Source organism: Mogibacterium kristiansenii, from assembly GCF_029224645.1.
Lineage (GTDB): Bacteria > Bacillota > Clostridia > Peptostreptococcales > Anaerovoracaceae > Mogibacterium_A > Mogibacterium_A kristiansenii.
In genome coordinates, this window is record NZ_JAQXUZ010000024.1 from 61,230 (window position 1) to 73,318 (window position 12,089).

Sequence of the window (12,089 nt, forward strand, 5' to 3'; positions counted from 1 at the left end):
CTGTCACCTTAAGTTAATGACATTGACCCGGTCGCCTCCTTCTCATCATATTCATTTGCCGTGCTTTCATTTCTGACGCTCTGCTTCTTTTATTACATGCATCAGCACCATTCGGATAATCACAGAAAGGGCAATGCACGCAATCAGCAGGCCGCCCCAGAGCGGCCACGTGGTTCCGGCCAAACCAACCCCGATGCCGAGAATCGAATACGAATTGGCCAGTCCGCCCATTCCGGACCCTCCCCAGTTCTTGCCCCACGCATACAAGAAATCCTGCTTGGTCAAGGCTTCCGCAAAAATATACACAAATCCGCATAAAATCGCCAGCATTCCGCCAAAAAAACAGAACACTGTGTCTTGCTGCGAGAACCCACCCATGGTTAGCACCACCACCGTAAATTTAACACCAACGGCAAACGCTGCGGTAAAAGCAACGCCTTTTAGAATAAAGCGTTTATCAATATCCTCATCGACGATATGCCGCAGCTTTTCCGACCATTCCTCTCGATTTCCCGAAAGAACCTCCGGTGAAATGTCGGCAAGCTCCATACCTTCTTTTATAATTCTCCGGCAAGACTCCATCCGGTTATCCAATACCTTCGCCTGAAGGTTCATCTCACTCAGGCGTTCCTCCAAAACCGCTTCTAACTGAACATCTCCATCAAAGAGTTTTTTTATCTCCGGAATCGGAACGTCAAGCATTCGAAGCGTCTTAATCCGGTTAATTATCTTCACATCCTCATCCGAAAAATCCCTGTACCCATTCTCATTTCGCCGAGGCTTTATCAATCCCTCTCGCTCGTAGAATTTGATGTTCGCTTCCTTAACCTCGGTAAGCTTCTCAACTTCGCCGGTACGCATATATTCATCCTCCTTCTCATAAGCATTATCCTCTAATCTGAGTATACTGTAAACCCAAAAGTTGCTTACGAGTCAAGAGATTCCTGTCAATTATTGTCTTTTTTGTAAAAAGAGTTTCACGCCCGTCGAAACGTCCAATTTTGACTCTCTTTCTTGAGCTGCATCATGTGAGTGAAAATGCCGTCTGCCTGCAAGAGTTGGAAAGAGCAGAGAAACAATCCTTTGTCCCTCTGCTCTCCTGTTCATCTATTTACTTTGAGCGGTTTCACCTTCTACTAACAGATTGTTCATATTCTTCAGGCTGATGCCCAGCGTAGATCCATTGTGCAGCAGTGCCGAAGTTGTCGGCTGCAGCACAGATGGACTCGAAGCCGCCCGGGCAAATCATGTAAAATCGTACATTTCATGCGTTACTCCGCCTCGCTTCCCTCCGCTTTTTCGGAGCATTCTTCCCCGGCACGCTGTTCATTAATCGCCTGAGCGCCGGCATAGATATCATCTGCATTCTCCCGCACAGCGGTTACCGTATTCATCACGCTGTCCTTTACTCTCAATGCAGCCGCTGTGGTCTGTGTGTATGCTTTTTTCGCATCCTTGCTGCTCAGTGACTTGATTCCGGCCGTTCCGAACAACACCCCACCGGCAAATAAACCAATTTTCTTCAAATCCATAATCTTTTTCTCCTAACACAGAATTAATGTTAGATGCTCTAACCGCATCGTGCGTTAATGTGATTAGGAAAAACTAACTTTTATTAGACATCTTATACCACGATTCCTTTTGTTTTGCAAAACGTATTGCATAGCGAAAAACTCCGAAACGCCGGAATTTGTGTACAAAAAAATATTCTTTTACAGCTAAAAACGCATTGGCATTCTGGTTAGTAAAGTCTAATATTTATTATAAAGAGAGTTCGATGTATTTAACTCGCCGGGGAGGAGCAGTGCGATGTTTTTAGAGATAAAGGGGATTCGGAAAATATCTGGTGGTCTTGATTTTAATGATCAGCACCATCGGGTTGTGTCCGGATTTCTCGTGGCAGACGTCAGTATGCTTCAGGCCTACAATGAGGGTTTTGAGAAGTACAATATTGAAGACGGGAATTTCCGGGTCAAAAAAGAACTCATCCGGCAATACATGGCACTTCCGATTATCGTCACCCTGATTGGCGCAATTGTCGGTAATATTCTGGGATACACGGTAATGAAAAATGTATGTGCTTCCATGTATTACGGAAGCTATAGCCTTTATACAAACGGTGAAATCGGCAAATTGTACATTTGGTCCACAACGATTGTGGTTATAATCTGCCTCCTGCTGAGCTTGCCGATTGAGAAAGCGATTATGGGTGTGGTGTTCCGGGAGATGATGCTGTCCAGCGTTTCCGGCTGGATTGCTCTGTGGATCGACCCGAAGATCTACCTGAAAATGTTCCTCATCGGAATCGGCACATATGCGGTTGTATCCCTTCTGGAATACCGCAGAATCCGCCGGATTCCAATGGATGAAGCCCTTAAAAATGCAGAGTAGACCTTTCAATTCTTATTGATTGCATACGGTCAACTCAAAGTGGTTTCGGTTTGTTTTTATCAGACCTTCCTTTTGCAGCTTTGATAATTCCGCGGACATTGCCGCACGATCGATGCAAAGGTAATCCGCCAGCTGCTGCCGATTAAAAGGAATATCGAAGCTCAAAGATGACTGCCGAACGGACTCTGCGGACAGATACGACAGAAGCTTATCCCGAGTCGTGCGTTTGCCCACATGCGTGATTTTATCGTTGAAAACCAGCAGTTTATTTGCCAGTACGCGAACCAGATTTCGGATTAATTTCTGATGATGTTCGCAGGCCGCCGGACAGGAAACCATGAGCCGCTGCACATTCAAATAAAGAATCTCGCAATCCTCATCCGCAATCACGCTGATATTCAGTATCGACCCCGGGCTTGCAGCATAGGGTTCAGCAAAAAAATCTCCGGCACAACATTTAGACAGAATATTCCGATGACCCCACAGATCTTCCTGAATCACCAGAACGCTGCCGGACACCACAAGTCCCATCACTTCCGTAGAATCTCCCGCTCTGAGAATATAGGAATTCCGTTTCTTGGAAATCGTTGCGGCATTGACGCAGTGAAGTACGGACAAAATCTCGCTATCTGAAAGCCCTTTAAAGAAAGGACTGACTCTTAGAATCGGTAAGTATTTCTCCAAAAAAGTATTCCTCCTGTTGGAAATCAAACATACAAGTTATATCTATAATACTATAATCCTAACAGAAATAAACATGAAATGCGATGAACGGAGGTACTAAAAATGATACGAAAGATTATTCGAATTGATAAAGAAAAATGCAACGGCTGTGGCGCTTGTGCTGTCGCCTGTCACGAGGGTGCCATTGATATGATTGACGGAAAAGCCAAACTGGTACGAGAGCATTTCTGCGACGGTCTGGGGGATTGCCTCCCGGAATGTCCTACCGGCGCCATTTCCTTTGAAGAGCGGGAAGCACCGGAATACGACGAAGAAGCAGTGAAAGCCGCTCAGATGCCAAAGCGTCCGAACTGGCCGGTACAGATTAAGCTGGCACCGATTAACGCACCGTATTTCGACGGCGCCAACCTTCTGATTGCCGCCGATTGCACGGCTTACGCGTATGCAAGCTTCCATCGGGATTTTATCCGGAACAGGGTGACATTAATCGGCTGTCCGAAGTTAGATCAGGTGGACTATAGCGAGAAGCTGACGGCGATTATTCAAAGCAACAACATTCAAAGCGTCACCATCGTCAGAATGGAAGTTCCATGCTGCGGCGGTCTTGAGACGGCCGTAAAAAGAGCGCTTCAAAACAGCGGAAAATTCATTCCGTGGCAGGTTGTCACCATAAGCATTGACGGAAAAATCCTGAACTAACCGAATCAGAGTGAACGCCGGAATCCAATAATCCTCGTATAGAAATACACAGCGGCCAGCAGGGAAATCATGTCCACCACCGGCATGGCCACCACCATCCGTCTTAGGAATGCGGCTGCATAGTCTATCGTATCCGCATCCTTGATGAAGATGGCGGCGATATTCGGCGCAAACGCTTCATAGACGATCAGGCACAGTACGGAAAATCCCACTGCAATCCCGCAGCCGTATTGAAACGCCCGCCTCTGCCGTTCTCGGTTGCCGGCCGCATAGTTGTATGCCAATAGCGGCAGCAGGCCGTTTGCTACACCGATGGAAAAATACAGCGGCAGCTGATCGATTTTCTTTGTGATGCCGAAACCCGCCACCGCCGCCGTGTCGTAGCCGGACACAAACTTTGTAATCGCTGCAACCGCAACCACTGTCAGCGCATACTGCACCGCAGACGGAAAACCGATGGAGAGGATCAGTCCGATACGTTCCCGCGTATATCTCAAATGCGACGGAGAAACGGACAGCAGCGTCTTGTTTTTACTGCTAAAAACATAACCAAGAAAAAACAGGGTTGTGGCAAGGTTTGAAATCGCGGTTGCAAGTCCGGCTCCGGCAGCCCCCATGTTCAGAAACTGCGGAAGGACGAAAAACGGATCCAGCAGGATGTTCAAGAATCCTCCGGCGGATACTCCGAAGGAGGCAATTCCCGCACTGCCCTCTCCGCGGATCAGATTCGCCAGCAGGATGTTCAGAACCGTCCCCGGCCCGCCGATGATGACCGTCCACATCACGTAACTGCGCACCAATTCATATATTTCGGTTGTTGCTCCGCAGACCATCAGAATCGGTCTCATAAAAATAAGTACGAAAAACGCAAACAGAACCGATGCCAGCAGACCAAACCAGAATGCGATGGACGATATCTGCGATGCCGTTCTATTCTCTTTTCTGCCCAGCGCCTGTGCAAAGGTACTTGCACCGCCCACGCCGAAAAGATTCGAGATTGCCGTGAGCATCAAAAAAATAGGGGCTGCCACCGCTACCGCCGCCGTCTGTGCCGGATCGTTCAAAAGCCCTACGAAATACGTGTCTGCCAAATTGTATATGAGTGTTACCATTTGGCTTATGATTGCCGGTACAATTTGCTTTCTTACCGCAATTCGTACCGGCATTTTCTCGAACAATTCTGTTTTATCCATTGAAATCTTCTTTCTGTTTCTGAATTCTTTTAAGATTACCGCAGCCTTGTATTTTCGGAAATCGGAAAATAAAACTCGTTCCGACACCTTCGATACTTTCGACGTGAATGGTTCCATTGTGGAGGCTTACAATCCAGCGCACCATGGAAAGGCCGAGTCCGGTACCGCCATTTTCTCTGGAACGGCTTTTGTCTATGCGATAGAAACGCTCCCAGATTTTATCCAAGTGTTCCTCACTTATTCCAATGCCATCATCTTTCACTTCACCGACGATCCGGTCATTTTCGGCCTTCAAGATAACACTGATATGTCCATTTGTTTTTCCGTAATTGATGGCATTGTTTATTAAATTCATCATCATACGCAAAAGCAATGTCTGGTCACCGTTCATAAAAAGGTCGTCCTGCTTTTGGAGGCTGATCTCAATATTTTTTTCCCGAGCTTTTGTCTGCAGTTCTTCTATTACAAGTTCACTTAATAATCCAAAATCCAGTTTTTCCATCAAATGCTGTTCATCCTGTTCGTTTCTGGCAATCATTAACATTTCGCTTGTCAGTTTTGACATTCGTTTTGCCTGCTTTAAGATGACTGCAATCTCTTCCTTTTCTTCCGCAGCTAAGTTTTCGTTTTCCAATAAGTACTCGCACTGGGAAATGATAACAGCAACGGGAGTCCGCAGTTCATGGGACACATCTGATGTGAATTGACGCTCCTTTTCAAAGGAAAGCTCCAATCGCTCGAACATTTCGTTAAATTTCTCCGACAATTCGTATAATTCATCTTTTGCTTTTGGAAGAGACAATCGTTTGGAAAGATCTTTTCCATTGCTGATATTTTCAACTTCATCGCAGATAAGGTCTACCTGTCTCAATGCCCGCTTAATCATAAAATATCCGATTGCCCCAATCAGAACAATGAGTAACGGAAATACGATTAACAGCATTTTCTCGGATGTCTGCATGAAAAGTTCTACAGAGTGTACGGAGGTAATTCCGCGTACCCACAGTTCCTCATTGTCGCCGTAAGCGTAAACGCTGTCATATACCATCCATTTTCGATTTGGTCCGTTTATCATTCGCGGGGTATTCGACTTGAGGATCGTTTTCGGGGGAAATTGACTTGGAATCGTCCCATAAACTAATCGTCCATTTTTGTCGTAAATGCAGAACATAATACCGTCATCGTAAAACTCGGTATCCCCGTCAAGATAAAAGGAATCATCCTGAAAATTAATATTTGAAGAGAAACCGGTCACTGCGGCACTGACTTCTTCTTCTGTCGCAGAAATTCCAACTTTATCCACAAAAAGAAGAACAAGAACTAAAATAGTCCCTAAAATTACGGCGATGATTCCGGTGTACCATAGCGTAATTTTTTTCTTGATCGTCATCTGTTTCATTCGTTTTCCTTCATTACATATCCGACACCGCGAACAGTGTGGATGAGTTTTGGTTCATATTGCGCATCGATTTTTTTTCGCAAATAGCGAATGTATACGTCGATTACATTGGAACCACCTTCAAAATCAAAGTCCCACGCATTCTGTTCAATCTGCTGTCTTGTCATTACGATATTTTTATTGCGCATAAGGCATTCCAAAACCATAAATTCTTTCGCAGAAAGATCAATTTCATTTCCGGCTCTTGTAACCTTTCTTGTGTCACGATCCAGAATAAGATCTGCTATTTTTAATTGGTTGGATGTAAATTGTGGCTTTCTGCGCATCATGACACGGATTCTTGCAAGCAGTTCTTCAAATGCAAACGGTTTGATCAGGTAATCATCCGCACCAAGATCCAGTCCTTTGACGCGGTCTTCAATGCTGTCTTTTGCTGTCAGTAACAGAATCGGTGTGTCATCTTCTCGTTGCCTTAATTCCCTTAAGATTTCATATCCATCCTTTCCCGGCAACATGATATCAAGAATAATCCCATCGTAGGAAGTCATATCGATATAATCCATCGCTTCCAGACCATCCCTGCAGGCATCTACACTGTAATGTTCCTTGACGAGTCTTTTTTTGACAATATTTCTTAAATCATTTTCGTCTTCTACAATCAGTAATCTCATAACGCAATCATTATAATACCAATCGTTTTCAGGTGCTAGAGTACTTTTTTTTACATTTTTTGAAAAATTTTTTTGCTTTAATCATTCTTTAATCTTTCCATCATATAATGCATATAACAACAAAAGCACCTCAAAGAAAGACGAAAGGAGTACATGTTATGAAAAGATTATTAGTAGTTTTGTTATCCCTCACATTTATATTTGCCGTTACAGGATGCACCTCATCCACTAATGAATCTGCAGATAATACAGAAACGAAAACACAGGAAGTTACAACAGCAAACACCGATGATGATGAGGGTAACGTCAATAATAAAGAAAGCACAGCAGAGAATGCGAATGCAGCGGATTATGATTTCTCTTCTTATGAAAAAGATATCCGTAAAATAACAAAGAAAGTAAACAACGCAAAAACATCTTCAAATTCATCTGAGAATCACAAACGTTTCTTCACTTTAAAAAAACAGATAGACGCAGTTGATGACGAACTGGATAAGCTTGACGATGAATTTGAGTATGCGTACCAGATGAAAGAGATTAGCTTCGAGACATACAAAGCGAGAGAACGTGCGATTGAAAAACTGGAAGATAAGCTGGAATTGGCAGAAGACGCACTGGAAAACAAATACGGTATCGATGATTAACTGAGAGGGGGGGCGGACACAACCATCCCATATCTGCTGACCGAGATTCCGAAACACATGGATGATACGAATCTGGATTTCCTGGAGGACCTGCTTCCATGGTCGGAGAAGCTTCCGGAAGAATGCAAAAAGCGGATTGCCGAGATGAAATAGCCTTGCCAGCAGCGATGCTGGCCTGGTTGAAATACAGAAAACAAAGAACGAGGAATTCTCGCAAGAGGTTCCTCGTTTTCTTTTGTTCTTTGTTTGTAAAGGCACGGGTGGTTTACCGGTTACTTTCTTCAAATGAAAAAGGAACGGCTTCGTAAAATACGTTACCGTTCCTGTTTGATATTTCATTTAAGATTTTATTTTATTCATTTGTTCTTTTTCTTCTTGTGTATATGGTAGTGCCTGTTATGCCTGCTCCGGCAAGAAGCATCAGTGCCAGCCACAGAGCCAAGTTAGTATCGTCACCGGTCTTGGCTGAATCTTCAGCGTCAGCCTTTGAGTCCTTGTCGGCCTCTCCGTTTGTTGTGCCCTCAGAACCTGAAGAATCGACCGCCGAGCTGGCATATTTGTTGACGAACGTCATTTTGTCTACACCATTTTCACCATATTCTACATGGTATGATGTACCGTCTTTTACTGCAGGGAAAATACAGATAGGGGAAGGTTCTACTTCTTCGTCACTTAATTCAACAACACTTCTATGGAAAAGCCCCCATGCTGCTTCATCAACATCCCAGTTCGAATCATTTACACCCGCCTGCTTAACATATATATATCCGTATTCATCACGTTCTTTATCAAACATTCTCAAAATCGCTGACGCTGTTCCTGTGAAAGTTAAATTACCGTTATAGTCTCCTGCACCATCTGTTTCAACAGATGCGGTAATTTTCACATTGTAATCATTCGGCTGCAGTTCATTTCCCTGGGAATCTACAACCTCGAGGTTAAAGGTTGTCTCACCCGGTGAAGCATTTCCGCTCACCTCAACTGTAGTGGTGAAAGGCACAGTCAAGGTGATTTTTTCTTCTTTCCATCCAGCATAGAGAATAAGTTCATCGTTAACGGGCATATCAAAATTGTACAGATTGTTGAGCGCTTTGTCTGTATACCAGCCTGTGAATTTATAGCCGTCTTTTGTTGGCTCATCAGGCACAGCCGCCTTGCTGCCGTTCTTCACTACCTCAACTGCGTAATCGCTACCTTCATTCTTAAAGGTTACGGAGCAACAACTGCTATTTATGTCGCCATCACCCGAAATACCTCCGTAGAAGACACCGCCTTCAATCTTGGCAATATTATCGATGTATACCGTTTGATTGAAGGTTCCACCAATAATAACTCCATCAATATTATTTACCGCTCCATTAAATGTTCCGCCAGAGATACGACCTCCCCCGCGGTTAGTTACTTGGTCTTTGAACGTACCGCCGCTAATTGTACCATTCATTAAATTTGTTACCTCACCATTGAATATCCCATTAGTGATTGTCCCTAGTGGATTATTTACAGTTCCATTGAAGATGCCACCGTTAATAGTCCCTTCGTTTTCCACTTGTCCATTGAATGTGCCGCCGGAAATTATATCACCGCTATTAACGGTCACATTTTCATTATGGACTCCGCTTATGTCTTCTGCAAACACCATCTGCGGCATCAGTGCCAGTACCATGCAAAGGGTAAGCACTATGCTAAATAATCTTTTCTTCATTTTCTTCCCTCGTTTCATTTTAGAATAATGTATTCTCAGGCCGGGATTATACCGGTTACCTCCCGGATTCAGTATGGTATTTGACCAATTTTATCACAGATTCACACTTTTTTCAATTTGTAAATTGCCAATTCACAAATAAATGTATGTGGGCACATGTCCCACTTAAAGGTTAGTCTCTGTCCTTTCTCTTTCTCACTTCACGTGCAGTAATAAACCCGCCAAGACCTGCTGCAATGGCTGCTATGGCAATCCAGATGAGAAGAGAGCTTTCATCTCCTGTCTTTGGAGAATCAAGTGCAGGCTTACTTACTGTAACCGTCTGATCCTTATCATCCTTATCCTTATGCTCTGCAACAAGCCTGTGGTCAAGGCTTACTTCCTCAAAGACTGTGATGTCTTCACCTCCGTGCTTTGAAGCATCAAAGGTAAGCTCTGCTGTTACAGTTCCCTCTGCTTCTTTTGCAGTAAACTTCTTTGTGACCTCGGTTCCCCAGATCTTCTTTCCGTCCTTTGTGAGCCATGTTGTAAGCTCGTATTCCTCTCCGGCAATAAGATTTTCATATGCTACTGTATCAACGATCTTCTGATTCTTTTCAGGCTTAATCACATTGGTTTTGCCATCAGCTGCTGCTGCCTTTGTACCAATCTTAGGGATAGATACCGTCTGTCCTTCGTCATTGATGTCTTCATGGCTTGTGATTTCAGTATCGGTTTCGATGTCGTATGTCTTTTCAAATACAACTACATCGGTTCCTGAAAGGCTGCTTCCGTCAAAGGTGAAGATAACATCTACTGTTCCGTCTTCATCTCCTACAGTAAACTCCTTTTCCGAGGTTACCGGCTTACCGCTTACCATTACCGGCTCTCCTGTTTCCTTATCCATGAGGGTTCCAACGAGTCTGCATGCTTTGCCGGGAGTGAAGTTCTTGTATTTAACTGTATCGATGATTGTAACCTTGTTATCTGCAAGGGAGATGTGATTTTCAGTGTCACTGTCCTTTGCAGTGGTACCGATGCTTACCACATCGTCAGTTACTGTTCCAAGGTTTATTACTGCCTTGTCTCTGTAAACTCTGAACTCTATGTCCTTTGCAAGCTTAAGGCCTTCGTTTGATTCACCTCTAAGCTCGTTAAGGTAGTAGAAGTCATAGATAAGGGCACCTTTTTCATCAACTATTGCATCCATCTCACCAAACCAGATTCCGCTTTCAGCTGTTCCTCCGTTAGTGTCATTCTTATGTGAGTTAAAGCCGGCAGAAGTGTCAATCATTCCGTTATCGTCTGTGCATACAACGTGACTTTCACCTGTGGTCTTTGATGTGATTCTAAACTGGACATTCGGGAGCCTGCTCATTACCCCATCCTTTACTTTCACAAACTGGATGTCTCCGCGCTTAACCTGCTCAGCCACCTCTTCATTCGAACCGATAACAGGAGCATTGAATGTGCTTACAGTTTCAACTGTTTCATTTCCTTCTGCAATCTCATCAGTGTAGATTTTGTCGTTGAGAAGATATCCTTCAGGTGCCTTTACTTCCTGGATTGTCACTGTGCCGAGAGGCAGACAGATGCTGCCTTTGCTGTCCAGATAAAACTTGGAGTTTTCAAAGCTCTTATCAAGATATTCTTCTGAAAGGTTTGCCTTTCCTTCATCATCAGTAACCACTCTCCAGGTTCTGTCAAGGGAAGTACTGCCGTCCTTGTGCTTAAAGTATTTAATCTCATATACTGCGCCTTCCAGCGTCGCTCCGCCCTGGGGCTCAGCCTTTCCTGTTTCCTTATCGCCCTTCTGACGCATCAGGCTTACAGGGTTGTTTTTGGGAATTTCCGTAACAGCCACATCCGCAGTCTGTTCGTTTTTCACCTTGCAGTTATATGAGGTTACGTCTACTGCAAACCTCACATGGCCATGTGATACAGATAGAATATCCCACATGGCCTTTTCTGTTAAACCTGCATTTTCGGTGATTATGCGAATTTACATATTAGTACTGTTCTTTCTTTGTCTTCTCGCAGATGCGTACTGCACTGTTAATCTTTTTGAATATCTCCCAGTCAACCCTGCCCCGGTAGTCTATCAGCTGCTCAAGAGCAACAGTTGCCTGCTGCTCTGCCATAACCATCGACCTTTTGGGAAGACCCTTCATCTCCGGCAAAAGTACATGCTCATGAAGATCCAGTCTTTTTATCTGACTGGTTATCAGAGCACATACAAATGTGGTTGAATTTCTGTTAAGCCTGTTGTTCTGTATAATTATTACCGGGCGTATACCTTTCTGTACGCTGCCGCGGCTTTCCGGGAAATCCACATAGTAGATTTCACCTTGCCGCACCTTGTACGGTCTTTCCTTATACATAGCATCTCAATCTCACTTTCATGGATTTGATGTGACCGTGTACAAGCCCTGTTGAAATATCCAGTCTCGAAGCAATATCCATAAGCGGCAGTCCTTCAAGAAAAAACAGCTTAAGAATCTCCTGCTCTAAAGGGGGCAGGGAATTGATGCCTTCTTCCATATCTTTATCTCCGATAAACATTGCCCAGCTGCAATCCGGATTGGGAAGGTAGGCATTTCTCAATCCTGGAGCTCTAAGTACAGCATCCATCATCTCTGCTAAATCATCATTCTCATCCCATACAGGTTCGACACTATAATTGTTATCCTTTGTCATTTTTGTCCTCCTTGATACATAAAAGAAGAA

Annotated in this window: 13 protein-coding genes; 3 read left to right on the top strand and 10 right to left on the bottom strand. The window is 44.1% G+C overall.

Features of this window, described 5'->3' with window-relative positions; all coding sequences use genetic code 11:
* Positions 1-66: 66 nt before the first annotated feature.
* Both PUE40_RS07585 and PUE40_RS07590 read right to left on the bottom strand, forming a co-directional pair.
* The gene (locus PUE40_RS07585) at positions 67-861 is read right to left on the bottom strand and encodes a MerR family transcriptional regulator (protein ID WP_277672393.1); all 795 of its coding nucleotides are present in this window, start codon (positions 859-861) and stop codon (positions 67-69) included.
* A 410-nt stretch (positions 862-1,271) separates the two neighbouring features.
* Positions 1,272-1,532 carry a DUF6110 family protein gene (locus tag PUE40_RS07590; RefSeq protein ID WP_277672394.1) on the bottom strand — a complete coding sequence of 87 codons (261 nt, stop codon included), beginning with the start codon at positions 1,530-1,532 and terminating at the stop codon, positions 1,272-1,274.
* A gap of 277 nt (positions 1,533-1,809) precedes the next feature.
* Between PUE40_RS07590 and PUE40_RS08250 the strand changes: the two genes are divergently transcribed.
* Positions 1,810-2,391: a hypothetical protein gene (locus tag PUE40_RS08250; protein ID WP_330681559.1), complete on the top strand. Its 582-nt coding sequence runs from the start codon at positions 1,810-1,812 to the stop codon at positions 2,389-2,391.
* Positions 2,392-2,403: 12 nt separating this feature from the next.
* Here PUE40_RS08250 and PUE40_RS07600 read toward each other — a convergent pair whose 3' ends face one another.
* On the bottom strand, positions 2,404-3,075 hold the full coding sequence (locus tag PUE40_RS07600; protein ID WP_277672395.1) for a Crp/Fnr family transcriptional regulator: 672 nt from the start codon (positions 3,073-3,075) through the stop codon (positions 2,404-2,406).
* 102 nt (positions 3,076-3,177) lie between these two features.
* On the opposite strand from PUE40_RS07600, the gene PUE40_RS07605 reads away from it, so the two are divergent.
* The gene (locus PUE40_RS07605) at positions 3,178-3,774 is read left to right on the top strand and encodes an ATP-binding protein (RefSeq protein ID WP_277672396.1); all 597 of its coding nucleotides are present in this window, start codon (positions 3,178-3,180) and stop codon (positions 3,772-3,774) included.
* A 5-nt stretch (positions 3,775-3,779) separates the two neighbouring features.
* On the opposite strand, the gene PUE40_RS07610 is transcribed toward PUE40_RS07605, so the two are convergent.
* From PUE40_RS07610 to PUE40_RS07620, 3 genes are read right to left on the bottom strand one after another with little or no spacing between them, the layout of a single operon-like run.
* Entirely contained in the window at positions 3,780-4,967 is a 1,188-nt protein-coding gene (locus PUE40_RS07610; RefSeq protein WP_277672397.1) for an MATE family efflux transporter, read from the bottom strand.
* Positions 4,960-6,366, bottom strand: coding sequence for a sensor histidine kinase (locus PUE40_RS07615; RefSeq protein ID WP_277672398.1), 1,407 nt, complete (start codon positions 6,364-6,366; stop codon positions 4,960-4,962). Before PUE40_RS07615 ends, PUE40_RS07610 begins: the two co-directional genes overlap by 8 nt.
* Positions 6,363-7,037 (bottom strand): response regulator transcription factor, encoded by a 675-nt coding sequence (locus PUE40_RS07620; RefSeq protein WP_277672399.1) that lies wholly within the window; start codon positions 7,035-7,037, stop codon positions 6,363-6,365. The genes PUE40_RS07615 and PUE40_RS07620 overlap by 4 nt, the downstream gene beginning before the upstream one ends.
* 158 nt (positions 7,038-7,195) lie before the next feature.
* Between PUE40_RS07620 and PUE40_RS07625 the strand changes: the two genes are divergently transcribed.
* Positions 7,196-7,681, top strand: a complete 486-nt coding sequence (locus tag PUE40_RS07625) for an entericidin EcnA/B family protein (RefSeq protein WP_154555013.1) — start codon at positions 7,196-7,198, stop codon at positions 7,679-7,681.
* 352 nt (positions 7,682-8,033) lie between these two features.
* Here PUE40_RS07625 and PUE40_RS07630 read toward each other — a convergent pair whose 3' ends face one another.
* From PUE40_RS07630 to PUE40_RS07645, 4 genes are all read right to left on the bottom strand, one after another.
* Complete coding sequence (locus tag PUE40_RS07630) at positions 8,034-9,383, bottom strand: InlB B-repeat-containing protein (protein ID WP_277672400.1); 1,350 nt, start codon at positions 9,381-9,383, stop codon at positions 8,034-8,036.
* 172 nt (positions 9,384-9,555) lie between these two features.
* Complete coding sequence (locus PUE40_RS07635) at positions 9,556-11,322, bottom strand: VaFE repeat-containing surface-anchored protein (protein ID WP_277672401.1); 1,767 nt, start codon at positions 11,320-11,322, stop codon at positions 9,556-9,558.
* Positions 11,323-11,371: 49 nt separating this feature from the next.
* Positions 11,372-11,743 (bottom strand): type II toxin-antitoxin system PemK/MazF family toxin, encoded by a 372-nt coding sequence (locus PUE40_RS07640; RefSeq protein ID WP_277672402.1) that lies wholly within the window; start codon positions 11,741-11,743, stop codon positions 11,372-11,374.
* Entirely contained in the window at positions 11,736-12,059 is a 324-nt protein-coding gene (locus tag PUE40_RS07645) for a sigma-70 family RNA polymerase sigma factor (protein WP_277672403.1), read from the bottom strand. Before PUE40_RS07645 ends, PUE40_RS07640 begins: the two co-directional genes overlap by 8 nt.
* Positions 12,060-12,089: the final 30 nt, after the last annotated feature.